Origin of the sequence: Epibacterium ulvae (genome assembly GCF_018678075.1) — a bacterium.
Lineage (GTDB): Bacteria > Pseudomonadota > Alphaproteobacteria > Rhodobacterales > Rhodobacteraceae > Epibacterium > Epibacterium ulvae_A.
The window spans coordinates 32,759-49,982 of record NZ_JAHHIR010000025.1 but is presented as its reverse complement, the minus strand read 5'-3'; the positions used below and the strand labels follow the sequence as shown (position 1 = coordinate 49,982).

The following is a 17,224-nucleotide window of genomic DNA, read 5'->3' as shown; positions in this document are numbered from 1 at the left end:
GCAGGATCACCGGGGTTTAGGGTTCGAAGCTTTGTTGTAGGGCGACCAGTCAGCAATGTCGGGATAGAACTGCTGCCGCCATGCGCGCACCTGCGGGTTCATCATGCGTCGCCAGACCGGGGGCACCATCGCCGCCATCGCCATAATCGGATAGCCATAAGGCAGTTGCGGCGCTTCTTCGGTGTCATAGGTCTGCAGCAAAGGGAAACGCCGATCGGGTTTGTAATGGTGGTCCGAGTGGCGTTGCAAGTTGATCAACAACCAGTTTGACGCTTTGTGCGACGCATTCCACGAATGACGTGGTTTGACATGTTCGTATTTCCCATCGCCCAGATGTTCGCGGGTCAGACCATAGTGTTCGACGTAGTTGATGACCTCAAGCTGCCAGATGGCCACGCCCGCTTGGATCAAAAAGAACACGACGCCGATCCAGCCACCACAGAGGAAGGCGAGGGCCAGCATCAGTAGCTGCAGCGCCCAATAGCGGAAGAACGGATTGCGTGGATGTGTCCACGGCAGAGCCTTACGTGCCAGCATGTCGCGTTCAGCTGAAAACGCAGAGCGCCAGCATTGGATCAGGACACGCGGGTAAAACCTGTGGAACCCTTCGTTGTATCGCGCCGTCACCGGGTCGCGTGGCGTGCCCACATAGCGATGATGCACCAACAGATGTTCAGACCGGAAATGCGAATAAAGCACCATCGACAACAGTGCATCGCCGAGCCAACGTTCCGCCTTGTTTTTCTGATGCATCAGCTCGTGGCTGTAGTTGATGCCAATTGTACCGCTCAGGATGCCCATTCCAAAGAAGACGCCAAATTTCTCCCAATTGCCCAGATGGTCCGAGCCTGAGACATAGGCGATCAAGCCAAACAACGTCAGAAACTGCGCGGGCGGCCAAGCCAGTGTCAGACGACGATACCAGCCCAGATCGGTGTCCTCTGTTTTTGGGTCTGCATTGTTGGTGTTCAGTCCCAAAACCGCATCCAGAACCGCAAAGAGATACCAGGTGACCAGCGGAGGCAGCAGAACCCAGAGCCCGCCTGCATAGGCAGAGACCCAGATCAGCGGGATCAGCAGGAACGACAACCAGAACGGCAGGGCGCTTCGCCAATGAGACAGGGGCAGGTTGGATGACATGTGACACTCATCGATATTGGGCACGCGTTCGACGGCGAGCTTAGACCGGATTTGTTATGATCCCAATACCTCGGACGTGCGGCAAATTTTGAAGGCTTTGCGCATGACAGTGGGCAAATCGGTTGGATTGAACTGGTGGCGTTCAACCAGTCTTTGGTGATCTTGCAGGTTGAACCCATCGGGAACGCTCGCGACGTAGACTTGCAGGATCAAATGGAAATGGGTGAATGTATGGCGCACCTCACCGCTGCAATGTTGCCAGTCACCGTCAAACGGCGGCGCGGACTCCGGCGCATCCGCCCAATCGGACCCGGGCCAGCCCATCATGCCGCCCAGCAACCCTTTTTCCGGGCGACGCTCCAACAGCCACCTGCCATCGGAGGTACAGGCCACATAGATATGACCATGCCGGGTGGGTTTGGGCGTTTTGGGCGTCTTCTTGGGAAGCTCTGCTGCGGTGCCCATCACACGTGCGCGGCAAGGGGCGCGCCAGGGACAAATCCCGCAGGCCGGTGATTTTGGTGTGCAGATCGTCGCGCCAAGGTCCATCACCGCCTGCGCGTAGTCCCCCGGGCGCATCGCAGGCGTCAGTGCCGCAGCCTGTGATTTCAATTCTGGTTTTGAACCGGGAAGAGGCGCGTGAATATCATACATCCTCGCCATGACGCGTTCGACATTGCCATCCAACACGGTTTCTTGGGCGTCAAATGCGATGGATGAAATTGCCGCCGCCGTATAGGGGCCAATGCCGGGCAAGGTCAGCAAGGCGTCATATGTGTCCGGAAAGCGCCCCTCGTGATCCGCGACAACTGCGCGTGCGCATTTCAGCAAATTGCGCGCCCGAGCGTAATACCCCAACCCCGCCCATTCAGCCATGACATCGTCATCTTGAGCCGCCGCCAGATCGGCGACCGTGGGCCAGCGGGTGGTAAAACGTTGAAAATAGTCGACGACAGCGGCAACGGTGGTCTGTTGCAGCATCACCTCGCTCAACCAAACGCGATAGGGATCCGGCACGACCCCTGCGGCGCGGTCAGCGGGTGCAGTCCTCCAGGGCATCGCGCGGGCGTGGACATCATACCACGCCAGCAGGATATCGCTCAGCACGCCAGAGTCCGGTTTTTCATCACGCATAGTTTATACCTCGTCGCGCCGAAGGGGTGGTTCTTGTTTGATGGCTCTTTACATTAGGGGGGAGGGTCAAGCAAAACCACTGTCATGTCATTTAGACGATCATCCACGCGCGGGTTCAAGCGCACCGGCTCGGTTTTGAACGAGCAGATCCGCAAGGCGGGTGAAACGCGTGGCTTTGCCGTATCGCGCCTGCTGACCCATTGGGAAGAGACGGTAGGCAGCGATATCGCTGCCATCGCGCGGCCGGTGAACGTCGGATATGGACGCGGCTCGTTTGGGGCGACGTTGACAGTACTTACAACCGGCGCGCAGGCCCCGATGTTAGAGATGCAGAAGGAGCAGCTGCGTGCGCGGGTGAATGCGGTTTACGGCTATAACGCCATTTCAAAAATTCGTATCACCCAGACGGCGCCAACCGGGTTTGCTGATGGGCATGTGTCGTTTGAGACCAAAGCCTCCAAACCTGCGGCGCGTCCTGCCGACCCAAAGGTTGTGACCGAAGCCCAAGATGTGGCGGATGGCGCCCAAAGCGATGAGTTACGCGTGGCCCTGGAAAACCTGGCGCGCAATTTTTTGACCAAACAGAAATCACAAGGGAAAGGGTAAATATGTCCCGTCTTATGTCTGGAGTCCTGACCGCGGCAGCGTTGACTGTTGCTTCTATTGGGATCAACACTGTTGCGGGCCAGTCTGCCCTGCCGTTTGTCAGCGCGGCCTATGCGCAAGACGCAGCCGAGGTCGACACCTCAACCATCGTTGAAATGGTTCAGGGCGCCGAAGATGCTCCGATCACCATGATCGAATACGCGTCCTATACCTGCCCGCATTGCGCACGGTTTCACGCCGGTGGGTACAAGCAGCTCAAGGAAGACTACATCGACACCGGCAAGGTGAAATTCGTCTACCGTGAGGTCTTTTTTGACCGCTACGGCCTGTGGGCGTCGATGATGGCGCGTTGTGCGGGTCCCGAGAAGTTCTTTGGCATCACCGATCTGTTGTTCCAGGGTCAATCAGAATGGGCCCGCGCTGGCGGCCCGAATGAGATCGTAGCGGAGCTGCGTAAAATCGGTCTTCTGGCCGGTATCGAAGGTGAACAGCTGGACGCCTGCCTTCAGGACGGAGCCAAGGCGCAGACGCTGGTGACCTGGTATCAGGAAAACGCGACCGCCGACAAAGTCGAAGCCACTCCAAGCTTTGTGTTGAACGGCACTGCAATTCGCAATCAGCCCTATGACGATCTCAAAGCGCTGATCGAGGCTGAGCTGGAAGGCTAAGCCTTCCTTTTTACGAACAAGCCGCCGCCCGTTTTAAGCGGGGGGCGGCGCTGCTTTTTTCACTTGTTTGCTGAGCGCGTCGCCCTTTGTAATCGACAGGCGCACGGGCAAGGTGATCACCTTCATCCGAAAGCTATCTGGCAGACGTATGGCGTCTTTTTCCGTTGTCACCAATTGGGCGTTCAACAGCTTGGCTTCATGCTCCAGACGTGCCATCAGCGCATTGGACAGCGGTTGATGGTCATCCAACGCTTCGCTGCGCAGGATTTTGGCCCCAAGTGAGCGCAGAGTGGCAAAGAACTTTTCCGGATGTCCGATCCCGGCAAAGGCCAGAACGGGCGTATCTTGCCAGATCATTCCGGTTTGTAGCGGTTCCAGATGCCCGGTGACATGAGGCAGGGTGATCTGTTCGCCCCATTGATCGACAAATGCAGCCTGCGCGCAGTCGTCCCCCAAGGAAAGCACTAGATCCGCACGCGCGAGCCCTGCGTCCACAGGTTCGCGCAACGGGCCGGCCGGAAGGCAACGTCCATTGCCAAAGCCCTTGGCCGCATCAACAACGATGATCGACATATCCTTGTGAAGCGCGGGGTTCTGGAAACCGTCATCCATAATCAGCACGCTTGCCCTAGATTGCACGATCAGCTCCGCCCCGGCGCTGCGGTCCTTGGCAACACAGACCTGTGCAAAGGCGGAAATCAAAAGCGGTTCATCGCCAACATCATCAGAGACATGGTGTTTCGGATCGACAATCACAGGACCCGCCAACGCGCCGCCATAACCCCGGCTCAACACGATGGGCGTATGGCCAAGGCTTTGCAGATATTGCACCAACCAGATCACAGTTGGCGTTTTGCCGGTGCCGCCTGCGTTCAGATTGCCCACACAGATGACGGGAATACCTAGGCGTTTCGGCTCTGCCTTTTCCAGACGCTTGCGTGTAGCGCGTGCATAAAGCGCCCCCAAGGGAGACAACACCATACGGCGCAGATCAAGCGACTGCGGTGATTTGTTCCAAAATTCAGGTGGTCTCATCACCGATATCCGGCATATCCAACAAATCCTGTGCGATTTCCAAAAGGCGATCGGTGGTGCGCGATCCTTGGGTTACATAGTTCCATCCTGCAAGGGCCATTTCAGCCGCCGCATCCGGAGAGGACAGGCGAATAACCTCATCCGCCAATTCTCCCATCGATCGCACCTGTGCCGCCGCGCCGCTTTCGCGCAGCGCGCGGTAGACGCCAACGTGGTCGGAAATCCCCTTGCCGTATAGAACCGCAGAGCCGAGGGCCGCTGCATCCAACGGCGTGTTTCCGGTGAACTTTCGCTCCAGCGACCCCCCGATCAAGGTCACAGGCGACACCCGATACCACAATCCGATGTCGTCGCGATCGCTCAGCAGAACCTGTTGGGTTTCGACCGGCTCTTCACCGGTGTCCCAATCGGCAAAGTTCAAACCGGTCCCCCGGATGATGGCACGCGCGGCCTCCAGGTCGGCCCAATTCTCGAGAGAGACAATCAACAAAAGCCGGTGCAACAGTTTGAGCGCTTTGCGGTGTGCGTTCAAAATGGTGGTGAGCTCTTCGAGCTTTACATGCGACGCAAGCCAGACCGGTCGGCCGGACAGAACAGCTTGCATCTCGTTCAGGTTTTCATGCGAACAGGTGGGTGGCAGCGGCGACTGGCTTAATGGGCCTGTCACGGTAATGCGATGGGCCGGGATGCCCGTGCGTTGCAACGTCTCGGACACCTGTTTTGAGGGTGACAGGATGGCGGAGAAACTGTTCAACAGCCGCGTTCGGTGATCAGGCCACCAACGTGAGGCGCGGCTTGGCAATTCATCGACCTCAATATCCGTCAACAATGTCGGGACATCGGCTTCGGCCAAATAGCGCGTCAACGTGCGCCGCAGGTTGCCCCCGGCCCAGATACACAGATCTGGCGCCCAGGTGTCCAGAAAGAGCCGCATCTCAGACGGGAGATCTTCGGCAAGGACACCAATCAGAATTTCACGAGGATTGGGCGACTTAAGCGCACCAACGCCCGGCTCCCAGGTGCTGATCACCGAAAGATCCGGATAAAGACCACACAACCGGGTGGCCACGTCGCGCAAAGCAATCAACCGCTGTGTTGAGGTCGCGTGCAGCCACAACAGTTTGCCATCCGGGCGTACCGACACATGTGGTGGGTTATTTGCAACGCGGCGCAGGGACATTGCGCGAAAATCCTTGTTTCAAATATCTTTTACGGACGCGGCGGACACGTTTGATGCTCAAAGCGGCGCCAATCCGGGCCCTTCAGGATTGAGATCGGCCAGCAGCTTTTGGTGCAGCTGAGGGTTTGCACCCAGAACTCCATTTAGCTTTGGCGTTGGATTGTTAAAGCGCAACATCTGGCCGGTGCGGTCGCTGCAGTGGCCATCTGCTTCGCGGATCAGCAAATCACCGGCGGCAATGTCCCATTCCCAACTCGGGCGTAACGTCAGCATAGCGTCAAACCGACCCTGGGCGACGCTGGCCAACCGATAGGCAAGGGACGGGCGATATTCGCGGGTAAATACAGGCGTTTGGCCGTTCTTCCAATGTTTGGGATCCATCGCCGGGCGGGCCGTCAAAACACGTGCCGCGGCAACGTCGGTTTCACATGAAACCGAAACCGGGTTGCCGTTCAATGTGGCTCCGCAGCCCTTGGCAGCGGCAAACATCAAATCCCGTTGCGGTAGGAAAACAGCCGCCGCCGTAATCTCTCCATCTGTTGCGACCGCCAGCGAGTGCGCCCAGCTGCGTGAGCCTTCCGCAAAACTACGGGTGCCGTCGATCGGGTCTACGATAAAGACATGGGTTTTGCCGAGCCGTGCATCGTTGTCCTCGGTCTCTTCCGACAGCCAGCCATAGTCGGGCCGCGCCTCTTGTAGAAAACCACTCAGAAAGGCATCAACCTCAAGGTCGGCCTCGGTCACTGGACCTGAACCATCGGGTTTGTCCCAACGTTTGGCATCCGGCCCATGGTATCGATTTGCGATGTCGCCGGCCTTTTCAGCGGCTTCGATCAGCAAAGACAGATCAGTTGCCGGCAATGGTCATCCCTTCGATCAGAAGCGACGGCACAACGCGGGACAAATAACTGCGCCCGTCGTTGCCGGCGATCATATTGCGCAACATGTCTTTGAGGTTTCCGGCAATGGTGCATTCGTTGACCGGATATTGAATCTCGCCGTTTTCCACCCAAAACCCAGAGGCCCCACGGGAATAGTCGCCATTGTTGGGGTTGATCGTGGAGCCAATCATTGACGTGACCAAAAGCCCGGTGCCCATGTTGCGCAGCAGATCAGCGTGGCTGTATTCACCAGGCGTCAGGGAAATGTTCCAGTTCGCAGGCGAGGGCACCGATCCGATGCCACGGGCGGCGTTGCCCGTGCTGGTGAGGTCCAACTTGCGTGCCGACGCCAGATCCATGGTCCAGCCGGTCAGCACGCCATCTTTGATAATCTCACGCCGTTGCGTCGCCAAACCCTCCCCATCAAACGGGCGAGAGCCGGCCATCCGGGGGCGAAACGGGTCTTCGATGACCGACAGATTGGCCGGCAAGAGCTGCTCACCAAGGCAATCTTTGAGCCAGGACGCTCCACGTGCAATGGCCGCACCGTTTGAGGCGGACAAGAGATGCCCAATTAGGGACGACGAAATGCGTTCATCAAACAGGATCGGAAAACTGCCGGTTTCTGGGCGTCTGGCGTTCACATGCGAAATCGCGCGTTCGCCAGCGGTACGCCCGATTTCCTCGGCGTTGCGCAGATCTGATTGAAAAGTGCGCGAGTCGCCATCGTAGTCACGCTCCATCTGCGTGCCTGTTCCGGCAATCGCCGTACAAGACAGCGACCGAGTGGTGCGGGAATATCCGCCGGAAAACCCATTGCTGGTAAGTAGATGCACCTTGTGGCGTCCATATCCGGCCCCTGCTGACTGAACCTGGCTCACACCGTGGACGGCAAGCCCTGCCGCTTCCGCTGTCAGCGCGTCCATTTTCAACGCTGCGGGTGCAGGTTCCGGGCTGTCATCGGCAAGTTCCAGCGCATCCAGATCCCAGGATTGGATCAGCTCCGATGTATCTGCCAGTCCGGTATAGGGATCTTCGGGTGCCTCGCGCGCCATGGCAACCGCACGTTCAGCCATGGTTTGAATGGTATCCGGCCGCATGTCAGAAGACGAAACCAAAGCCTGCTGTTGCCCGATCAAGACACGAAGCCCAAGGTCAACGCCTTCGGAGCGTTCGGCATGTTCCAATTTGCCGCCATGCACTTCGATTGAAAGGGACTGACCTTCGGCAACGATCGCATCAGCTGATTCTGCCCCGGCCGCTTTTGCAGCGTCGATCAGGGCGTGGCACAAGGCTTCGGGCGTTTGGGTCATGATGTCCTGCACTTTTTGTTCCTGTATCAGAGCTATCCAGCCACACCGCAGCCTGCAAGGGCGCAAACGTGAAAAAGGGCCGCCAATATGGCGACCCTATCGGTTTCATCGGTAAAAAGTGGTTATTTCAGCCGCTGTCCGTTGGCGCTGATTGTGCCACCTTCACCAAACTCGATTTCGGATTTCAGCGAGTCCTCACCGTCGCCCGGAACCGCCAACAAGCCCATCATCAGACGGGCGCCGCTGGCATCACTGTCGCTCACCAGACCCATCTTGATCAGATTGTCGATCAGACCATTGGCACCGATCAGAGACAAGTTCGCGATGCCCACAGGCGCCGGTACGCCGTCAAAGGACTCCAGATCGTTGTAATCCAGTTCAAACGCACCGGTTCCGGTCAATTCAGCACCCGCAGCGCGCAGCAACAGTTGGTTGACCACAACCGAGTTCAACAAGGCCGGAGTTTCACCTTCGAGTTCTGCATTTGCGGTGGCTTCCGGATCAAAAATGTCGATCAACAAACGTCCCTTGCCCGACAGGTCTAAAATGATCGAGGCAGGATCATGTGGCAGGATGCCAGCGGGATCTGCGATGGCCCATAGAGCTTCGGGGACATTGAAGTCACGCAATGTGACACCCAATGCCATATCGCGGTCATTGTCGGTTATGGTCGGGGGCGTTTGAAGCTTCATGCCAATTTCCGCGGCCGAGAAGGCGATGGGGAATGGCAGGTCTGAGGCCAGAACCGAAAGCTCGGTCGCTTTTTGCAGAAGGTCATACTTCAGCTCATCTGCATTCATGGTGATCTCAAAGGTGCCCCCTTGGGAGGAGCTGTCGAATGCAAACTCGTCGCCACCATCGGTGCCGGACGCAGAAGACTTCCCTGCACCAAAGGAGAAGATACCGTCAAACGCGGTGCCTGCTGCCAACATGGACCCGAGGTCGGCTGCGTCGAATTCGATAGGCAGCACGCCAGAACCGGCAAAGGTCAACGCTTCCAGATCACCTTTCATGGTGCCTGTTGATGTTGCATCGGTGGGGTCTTGAAAGCTGAAGCTGTAGCTCAGCGCGCCAAGGTCATAGGTCTGCTCGTAGCTGCGCAATTCACCGCGCTTCATATGGGTCGAGCTGTTCAGGTCAGTCATCGTAATAACCGCACTAAACACTTCCGGTGGCAGCCCTTCGTCTCCGATCGTGAAAGAACCCAAGGCGACTTCAAACAGGTCCGGATTGTAGACATAGGTCATGTCGTCAGGATCGCCAGTGAACACAGCAGCAGTGCCATCGGACCGCAGCGTGATCTCACCCTTCACTTCTTCGGGGCCGCCCAAAACCTCAAAACCGATCGCCGCAGCAGCAGGGAACGATGCGTTGACCGATCCGTCGCCGTTGTCGACAAATGTCAGCGTCGGCATTTGCACCTGAACAGATGTCTCTTCCTCAGGGATCGGGATGGACATGGTTAGGTCGGAAATCGTCAGCGTGTCACCGCTTTGCGCCTCGCTGGAGGTGACGGCATATCCGCTTCCTTCGAGATAGGCTTTCCATTCCGCCCAAACATCTTGGGCACTGACATCGGCCCATGCGCTTTGCGCTGAGAAAATCGTAAGAGCAGCGATACTGCAGTTACGCAGAAAAGAGACGGACATTAGAAAACCTTTCGTTTTGACCTTCAATGATCAAGATTAAAGACGGTGATAAGGTCCGCAAGGTGCCAAAGGCTGGACCGCTCCCCGTTTGAGGACTACCACAGATTAATACCAAAGAATTGGAGAAGCTGGGTATGGATTTCAACGACAAAACCGTGATCATTACCGGGGCAAGCCGTGGAATTGGTGCCGCAGCTGCGCGAATTTTCGCTGATGCCGGTGCAAAGGTGGCCCTATTGGCCCGTGATGAGGCCGCGTTGCGGGCCCTTTCTGATGAAATCGGCGCCTCTGCCCTGTCGTTTCCCTGTGATGTTTCGAATTTTTCAAATGTCTCTGCGGCTGTTTCGCAAGTGTGTGAAACCTGGGGCAAAATCGATGTATTGATCAACAACGCTGGCATGATCGAGCCGATCTCGCGTTTGGCCGATGCGGATCCGGCGGATTGGGCCAAGCTGATTGATGTCAACGTCACCGGCGTTTTCAACGGAATGCGCGCAGTGCTTCCTCAGATGAAGAAATCTGGCGGCGGGACGATCATTACCGTCTCTTCCGGTGCGGCGCATCGTCCGCTGGAAGGGTGGAGCGCGTATTGCACCTCCAAAGCGGGCGCAGCGATGCTCACCCGCGCGCTGGATCTGGAAGAGCGGGCAAACGGCATCCGGGCGATGGGGCTTTCGCCGGGAACCGTGGCAACACAGATGCAACGTGAGATCAAAGCCAGCGGTGTAAATGCCGTCAGTCAGTTGGATTGGGAGGAGCATATCTCTGCGGAATGGCCGGCCCGGACGTTGAAATGGATGTGCACGGCGGATGCGGATGCTTTTGTCGGCGAAGAAGTCTCACTGCGCGACGAAGAGATCCGCCGCCGAGTAGGTTTGGCATGATTGACGTTCAAAAAAGCGATCATGGCGTCTGGACCGTCACACTGAACCGACCAAACAAGGCCAATGCGCTGACCGCAGGAATGCTCGGGCAATTGGTTGAGATCATGACAGCGGCCCAATCTGCGCGCGGTCTGATCCTGACTGGACGTGGCAAAGTGTTCAGCGCCGGTGCCGATCTGGACGAGGCCCGCGCCGGGCTTGCGGTCTCTCCCCTGTGGGAGGAGTTGTCCGCAGCCGTTGCCGCACTGCCCTGTATGACGGTGGTGGCGCTCAACGGAACCTTGGCGGGCGGTGCCAATGGAATGGCGCTGGCCTGCGATATTCGGATCGCGGTGCCAACCGCCAAAGTCTTCTATCCGGTGATGAAGCTGGGATACCTGCCGCAGCCGTCAGATGTGACGCGAATGAAGACCCTAATTGGGCCATCCCGCACCAAAATGGTCATTGCGGCGGGCCAGAAAATCACCGCAGAGGAAGCGCTGTCGTGGGGGTTGTTGGATCGCATTGTAGCAGATGACGCGTTGATTGCCTCGGCGGAAGAGCTGTTGGAACACGCGGTAGCTGCGGAACCGTCATTGGCAGCCCAGATCCTGGCCGGATGCAATTAACGTTTGCGCGGCTTGCCCGGCACTTATGAGCAAAGCTCGGGCCATCGTTGGGCCACCTAAGATATGCACTTGGCCAACCTTGGATGGTCTGTGAGGTCTCGTAAAACAGGGACCTCTGTATTACACGCAAAGCCTATTACGGCTAACAAGAGAAACACATGACCGTACATTGGGATGCAGCAGTCATTGGCGCAGGGCCTGCAGGTTTGATAGCCGCAGAAGAAATCGCACGCGCCGGATTTCGTGTTGTTGTTCTGGACGCCAAGCCCTCGGTTGCGCGTAAATTTCTGATGGCGGGCAAATCTGGTCTGAACCTGACGAAGGATGAACCGTTGGAGGTGATGCTGCCCAACTACGGCGCGGCACTGGATTGGCTCGCGCCTATGCTGGGTGAATGTGATGCCAATTGGGTGCAGCGCTGGGCGCGGGACCTGGGGCAGGAGCTGTTTGCCGGATCCACGGGCCGCGTGTTTCCCAAGGAAATGAAGGCATCCCCGCTGTTGCGGGCGTGGTTGGCGCGACTAGATGGTTTGGGCGTGGAACGCCGACTGCGGCATCACTGGACCGGATGGAACGACGGCGCGCTGACCTTTGACACAGTGAACGGACCGCTAAACATCAAAGCCACCGCAACGGTTCTTGCCCTCGGCGGCGCCAGCTGGGCACGGTTGGGATCAGACGGCGTTTGGGTCAATACGTTGCGCGCACAGGACGTCGCGCTTGCGCCCTTTGCGCCCTCCAACGCAGCGCTGACCGTCCCTTGGAGCGCCTATATGGCCGGGCATTTCGGCAGTGCTCTCAAGTCTGTGCGTTGGGCTGCAGGCGATCTCTCCAGTCGTGGCGAGGCTGTTTTGTCGACACGCGGGTTAGAAGGCGGCGGCCTTTATGGACTGACGCCGGCCCTACGTGAAGGGGCTAAACTTTATGTGGATCTGGTGCCGGATCGCAGCGCAGATGCATTGGCAAAGACCCTGCCAAAAGACCCTAAAAAAGCGCGATTGGCGCATTGGTTGAAAAACACGCTGCGGCTGCCACCGGTGAAAGTGGCGCTGATCAATGAGATGATTACCGACCGCACGGCCCCACCATCGGCCTGGGTTGACTTGGTCAAAGGTCTTGAGATCACTGGTTACAGCCTGCGCTCCATGGACGAAGCGATTTCGACGGCGGGCGGTGTGCGACACGCCGCCGTGAATGATGACCTGATGCTGACCGCACGCCCTGGAACGTTTTGCGCCGGTGAAATGTTGGATTGGGAGGCTCCGACCGGTGGATATCTTTTGACGGCATGTTTCGCCACGGGACGTTGGGCCGGTCGGGGCGCGGTGTGTTACTTGAAGAGTGGCAACAACCGCTGAAACGCAGGCCGCGCGCGCATTTCTTTGGCATGAGACAGGATCGATTTGTTTGTGATCTCAATCTTCACGTTTTTGGCCCAACCGACGCAGTGGGACAGGATGATATCCGCGACACCAAACTGTTCGCCGACCAAATAGGGACCTGTCAGATCCGCATCCAATCGATCAAAATTGCGATTGAGCTCCCATGCGGCGCTTGGTCGAATGTCTGACACGCGGTGTTCTTTTGGCAGCACAAAGGTGTGGCGCGCGTTCATCCACAACAGCGCATCCAGCTCATCCAGCAGACGGAAGGTCATCGCGTCCTGCTGTGCGCGCAGCTGCGTTCCTGCCTTGGCCAAAAGCCCACCGTGTTTATCGGCCAGGTAATGCATAATCGCGGTAGAATCGGTCAGTTTGAAGTCACCCTCGATCAGGATGGGGACTTTGCCTGAGGGATTGATCTCTTTGGTCTCGTCCGATCCTGGAAGAACGGGGTTCAATTCATAGTCTAACCCAAGCTCTTCGAGCGCCCATAGAACCCGGATTGTCCGGGTCACTGGGTATCCAATAACCGTATACATCTATGGCCTCCCTTTTAGACGCAGGTTCAAAATGGGAAGCCGAGTGATCCGACACAAGAGGTCCGTGGCGTCACCGAGCGCGGCTTAACATCGCCAATCGGATCAAGGCACGTTCGACCAAAGCCAAGGCAGGGGCCGTTTGCCCGGCAGAGCGCAGCAGCAGATCAGTGTCGGTCAAAACCGTAAGTGCGGTTTCCAGCCGATGTGCGCCCCATCCCTGTGCCTGACGCAACACGCGGTCGCGCCGTTTGCCATAAAGCGGCGGGCGGACGCGGCCAATGCCCTGCGCCGGGCCGCCGGGGTCCGAGGCAACGGCGTAAAGCCTGCGGAAATGCCGTGTCGCGCCAATACATAGGCCCACGGCCTGGGTTCCTTGGGCCTGAAGGCGGCTCAGCACGGGACCGATTTCAGTGGTGCGCCCTTCGGCCACGATGTTTAGCAGATCGTCCAATGCCGCTTCGGTGGATTGCGGTGCAACGGCCTCAATATCATCCAAGCCCAACGGCGCGCTGTCCTGGTGTTTGTACAGAGACAGCTTTTCCACCATCCGAGCAAAGTCGCCGGGGCCGATGTCGTTGGCGATATCAACCAGTGCCGACATGCTGTCGTTGGGCACGTCGCGAATGTCGGCCTCTCCCAACAAACGTTCGATCTCACCGCGCGAAGGCGGGTCATCGTAAATCCCAACCGCATAGGCGTTGCGGTGCCCTTCAAAAGCTTTGCGCAGTTTGGAGGAGGCCTTGAGCTGCCCGGCAGTGATCACAAGCTGCGCGTCACCGGGCTCCCATTCTTCCAACGCGGACAGAATCGCGGGCGCCGCGGAATCATTGGCGCTGTCGACAAAGACGGCGCGTTGGCCTGGGAAAAACCCCACAGATTTGATTGCATCCAGAACTTGGGCCGGGTCTTTGCGCAGATCCGCACCAGACAGGCGAGACAGGCGCATTTCTTCCTCGGCTGCGGGGCCAAGCAGGGCGGCCAAAAGCTGTTGACGTTTTAACGCCACGCGCATGGCATCGCCGCCATAGATCAAGATACCGGTTTTTGCGGCATCTGGTCGGGCGAAATACCCATCGGCCTCGCGCGTGTTCAGCTTCATTCAGAACCGGCGTCGAGCTTGGCCGACGTATAAAGGCGCGTGACGATCTGGTCGGCCAGAATTTCCATCAACCGTTCCTCGGCGTCGCGTTCGCTGGCCAATGTATCGATGGTGGAGCCGGTCGCGGAATATCCGGTAAAGTTATTCACGGTCCCGCTAGCCATCACCGCACCATCTGACAGGCGGCGCAGCGTGTAACTCGCAGTGCCTTGAACCGAATATCGGGTGATTTCATTATCAGCGGTAATCGCCTGACCTTCGACGTCCTGATTGACCCGCAGATCCAGCGCGTATGTACCGCCACCGCCGCGACCCAGATCATCTTCTAGCGCGCGGACCAGGAAATAGGCCGCGACATTGCTGTTTGATGGAACTTCTTCGGGAGCCTGAACCAATACTTGATCATGCAACAGCGCGCCGGTGCCACCGGGCGCATGTACCGGTGTAAAGCCGCAGGCCGCGGCCCCCATCAAGAGGGCCAGCGGTGCGATAAGTAAAACTCTGCGTTTAAGCCACGACATTGACGATACGACCCGGAACCACGATCACCTTTTTCGGCGCTTTGCCATCCAGCGCCTTTTGCACAGCTTCGTGGGCAAGGGCAATTTTTTCAACCTCGGATTTACCAAGATCCTTGGCCACTTCAATCTCACCACGGCGTTTTCCGTTGATCTGGATCGGCAAGGTCACCGAACCCTCGACCAACATGGCCTCATCTGCAACGGGCCAGGGCGCATTGGCGATCAAACCTTCGCCGCCCAGCATCTCCCAGATCGCTTCCGACAGGTGGGGCGTCATGGGGGACATCAGCTGTGCCAGAACCTTGGCCGCTTGCTGTTTGGCACCGGCGCCGGCTTTGGATTTGGCAACCGTATTGGTGAACCCATAGAGTTTCGCGATGGATGCGTTAAAGCCAAAGCTTTCGACGCCCAGGGTCACATCACGGATGGCTTTGTGCATCTCGCGCAAGAGGCTTGCGTCATCCTTGCCTTCGCCATCTTCCATCGCGGCGGCTTCGGCGGCGATACGATAAACACGTGAAAGGTGTTTGTGCGCGGCTTCGGCGCCGGATGCGGTCCATTCCACGTCGCGCTCGGGCGGGGAATCAGACAGCACAAACCAGCGCGCGGTGTCGGCACCATAGGCAGAGATGATCGCCAGCGGATCCACCACGTTGTTTTTGGACTTCGACATCTTGGCCGAAGGGATCACTTTGATCTTCTCGCCGGTCTCTTTCACAACGGTTGCGCCGTCACGCTCTTCGACCTCAGCCGGGTAATGATACACGGTGCGCCCGTTCTCATCCTTACGCTCGGCGTTTTCATAGATCGCGTGGGTCACCATGCCTTGGGTAAACAGCGCGTCAAACGGCTCCACCGATTTTTCGGGCAGATGACCGCAGATCTGCATGGCACGGGCAAAGAAGCGCGAATACAGCAGGTGTAGAATCGCGTGTTCAATGCCGCCGATGTATTGATCGACGTTCATCCAATATTCGGCCTCGGCCATATCGGTGGGCGTATCGGCACGTGGAGCGGTGAAACGCGCAAAATACCAGGACGAATCGACAAAGGTGTCCATCGTGTCGGTTTCGCGTAGCGCGGGTTTGCCACAGTTCGGACAGGCACAGTTGCGCCAGGTCGGATGACGGTCCAACGGATTGCCGGGCTTGTCGAACGACACATCATCCGGCAGCTCGATCGGCAGGTTCTCTTTCTTCTCGGGGACCACACCACAGTCGTCGCAATGGACAACCGGGATCGGGCATCCCCAATAGCGCTGGCGCGACAGGCCCCAATCCCGCAGGCGGTATTTGGTGACGCCTTCACCCCAACCTTGGGCTTCCGCCAGATCAACGGCCGTGTTCACACCATCTTCGCCGGTCTGTTCACTGTCACCGGCGAATCCTTTTACGTAATTCACCTTCTCGGCTTTGGTCGGAACATAGGCTTCGGACAAAGCGTCCGCGCCCGCAGGATCCTCAAAGACCGGAATGATCGGCAGGTCGTATTTTGTGGCAAATTCAAAATCGCGCTGATCATGCGCCGGGCAGGCAAAGATCGCGCCGGTGCCGTAATCCATCAAAATGAAGTTCGCGATCCAAACCGGCAGCTCCCAATTGGGATCCAACGGGTGACGCACGCGAATACCGGTGTCCATGCCCAGCTTTTCGCCGGTCTCAATCGCTTCCTCGGTGGTGCCACCCTTGCGACATTCCGCAACAAAGGCTGCGACTTCTTCCGATTCGCTCTCCAATTGCTTGGCAATCGGGTGATCGGGCGAAATCCCGACAAAGGACGCGCCCATCAACGTATCGGGGCGCGTTGTATAAACAGTGATGGGGTCCGCGCCGTCCAAGCGTTCAAAACCAAACTGCAATCCGCGCGATTTGCCGATCCAGTTTTCCTGCATCAAACGCACCTTGGCTGGCCAGTTTTCAAGGTTATCCAGCGCCGAAAGCAGCTCCTCGGAGTAATCCGAGATCTTAAAGAACCACTGTGTCAGCTCGCGACGTTCCACCAAAGCGCCAGACCGCCAGCCACGTCCGCCTTCGACCTGTTCATTGGCCAGAACGGTCATGTCGACGGGATCCCAGTTCACCACCGCGTTTTTGCGGTAAACCAGCCCTTTTTCCAGAAAATCCAGGAACAGCGCCTGTTGCTGGCCATAGTATTCCGGATCACAGGTGGCAAACATGCGCGACCAGTCAAGCGAAAGCCCTAGCGGCTTCATCTGCTCAACCATCGTGTCGATGTTGTCATAGGTCCAGGTTTTCGGGTGCCCGCCAATGGCCATCGCGGCGTTTTCCGCTGGCATGCCAAAGGCGTCAAACCCCATCGGGTGCAGTACATTATGACCGGTCGACAGTTTATACCGCGCGATCACGTCGCCCATGGTGTAGTTGCGCACGTGGCCCATGTGCAGTTTCCCCGACGGATAGGGGAACATCTCCAGCACATAGTATTTGGGCTTGTCGGCCGTGCGCTTGGCTTCAAAAGTCGAGGCCGCTTCCCAGGCCTCCTGCCATTTCGCTTCGATCTGCGAGGCTTCGTAACGCGACATCTAGAGCGGTCCTTTGCATGAAAACGCCGGGTGCATGACCCGG

Annotated in this window: 16 protein-coding genes; 5 read left to right on the top strand and 11 right to left on the bottom strand. The window is 57.8% G+C overall.

The features are described 5' to 3' along the window. Positions 1–6: 6 nt before the first annotated feature. Positions 7–1,140, bottom strand: a complete 1,134-nt coding sequence (locus tag KMP13_RS06305) for an alkane 1-monooxygenase (protein ID WP_215264837.1) — start codon at positions 1,138–1,140, stop codon at positions 7–9. A gap of 54 nt (positions 1,141–1,194) precedes the next feature. Further along, a complete protein-coding gene (mutY, locus tag KMP13_RS06300; RefSeq protein ID WP_215264836.1) occupies positions 1,195–2,274 on the bottom strand; it encodes an A/G-specific adenine glycosylase in 1,080 nt (359 codons plus the stop codon). 84 nt (positions 2,275–2,358) lie between these two features. Here mutY and KMP13_RS06295 point away from each other — a divergent pair, with 84 nt between their 5' ends. Together KMP13_RS06295 and KMP13_RS06290 are read left to right on the top strand one after the other, a co-directional pair. Then, positions 2,359–2,880, top strand: a complete 522-nt coding sequence (locus KMP13_RS06295) for a DUF721 domain-containing protein (RefSeq protein WP_215264835.1) — start codon at positions 2,359–2,361, stop codon at positions 2,878–2,880. Between the two features lie 2 nt (positions 2,881–2,882). Continuing rightward, on the top strand, positions 2,883–3,548 hold the full coding sequence (locus KMP13_RS06290) for a DsbA family protein (protein ID WP_215264833.1): 666 nt from the start codon (positions 2,883–2,885) through the stop codon (positions 3,546–3,548). Positions 3,549–3,581: 33 nt separating this feature from the next. Here KMP13_RS06290 and lpxK read toward each other — a convergent pair whose 3' ends face one another. From lpxK to KMP13_RS06265, 5 genes are all read right to left on the bottom strand, one after another. After that, positions 3,582–4,583, bottom strand: a complete 1,002-nt coding sequence (gene lpxK, locus KMP13_RS06285) for a tetraacyldisaccharide 4'-kinase (protein WP_215264831.1) — start codon at positions 4,581–4,583, stop codon at positions 3,582–3,584. Beyond that, positions 4,570–5,763, bottom strand: coding sequence for a 3-deoxy-D-manno-octulosonic acid transferase (locus tag KMP13_RS06280; RefSeq protein WP_215264829.1), 1,194 nt, complete (start codon positions 5,761–5,763; stop codon positions 4,570–4,572). Before KMP13_RS06280 ends, lpxK begins: the two co-directional genes overlap by 14 nt. 57 nt (positions 5,764–5,820) lie before the next feature. Then, positions 5,821–6,624 (bottom strand): inositol monophosphatase family protein, encoded by an 804-nt coding sequence (locus KMP13_RS06275; protein ID WP_215264827.1) that lies wholly within the window; start codon positions 6,622–6,624, stop codon positions 5,821–5,823. Further along, positions 6,611–7,957 carry a TldD/PmbA family protein gene (locus tag KMP13_RS06270; RefSeq protein ID WP_215265054.1) on the bottom strand — a complete coding sequence of 449 codons (1,347 nt, stop codon included), beginning with the start codon at positions 7,955–7,957 and terminating at the stop codon, positions 6,611–6,613. The genes KMP13_RS06275 and KMP13_RS06270 overlap by 14 nt, the downstream gene beginning before the upstream one ends. Positions 7,958–8,079: 122 nt before the next feature. Further along, positions 8,080–9,606 (bottom strand): DUF2125 domain-containing protein, encoded by a 1,527-nt coding sequence (locus KMP13_RS06265; protein WP_215264826.1) that lies wholly within the window; start codon positions 9,604–9,606, stop codon positions 8,080–8,082. Between the two features lie 134 nt (positions 9,607–9,740). Between KMP13_RS06265 and KMP13_RS06260 the strand changes: the two genes are divergently transcribed. The 3 genes from KMP13_RS06260 (at position 9,741) to KMP13_RS06250 (ending at position 12,456) form a co-directional block, all read left to right on the top strand. Continuing rightward, positions 9,741–10,490 (top strand): SDR family oxidoreductase, encoded by a 750-nt coding sequence (locus KMP13_RS06260; RefSeq protein WP_215264824.1) that lies wholly within the window; start codon positions 9,741–9,743, stop codon positions 10,488–10,490. After that, positions 10,487–11,098 carry an enoyl-CoA hydratase/isomerase family protein gene (locus KMP13_RS06255; protein WP_215264822.1) on the top strand — a complete coding sequence of 204 codons (612 nt, stop codon included), beginning with the start codon at positions 10,487–10,489 and terminating at the stop codon, positions 11,096–11,098. Before KMP13_RS06260 ends, KMP13_RS06255 begins: the two co-directional genes overlap by 4 nt. Before the next feature lie 158 nt (positions 11,099–11,256). After that, positions 11,257–12,456 (top strand): TIGR03862 family flavoprotein, encoded by a 1,200-nt coding sequence (locus KMP13_RS06250; protein ID WP_215264821.1) that lies wholly within the window; start codon positions 11,257–11,259, stop codon positions 12,454–12,456. Here KMP13_RS06250 and KMP13_RS06245 read toward each other — a convergent pair. The 4 genes from KMP13_RS06245 to leuS form a co-directional block, all read right to left on the bottom strand. After that, positions 12,429–13,019, bottom strand: a complete 591-nt coding sequence (locus tag KMP13_RS06245) for a glutathione S-transferase family protein (RefSeq protein WP_215264819.1) — start codon at positions 13,017–13,019, stop codon at positions 12,429–12,431. The genes KMP13_RS06250 and KMP13_RS06245 overlap by 28 nt on opposite strands. Positions 13,020–13,089: 70 nt before the next feature. Continuing rightward, entirely contained in the window at positions 13,090–14,118 is a 1,029-nt protein-coding gene (holA, locus tag KMP13_RS06240; RefSeq protein WP_215264818.1) for a DNA polymerase III subunit delta, read from the bottom strand. Then, positions 14,115–14,639, bottom strand: a complete 525-nt coding sequence (gene lptE / locus KMP13_RS06235) for an LPS assembly lipoprotein LptE (protein WP_215264817.1) — start codon at positions 14,637–14,639, stop codon at positions 14,115–14,117. Before lptE ends, holA begins: the two co-directional genes overlap by 4 nt. Next, a complete protein-coding gene (gene leuS, locus KMP13_RS06230) occupies positions 14,626–17,181 on the bottom strand; it encodes a leucine--tRNA ligase (protein ID WP_215264816.1) in 2,556 nt (851 codons plus the stop codon). Before leuS ends, lptE begins: the two co-directional genes overlap by 14 nt. Between the last annotated feature and the right edge of the window lie 43 nt (positions 17,182–17,224).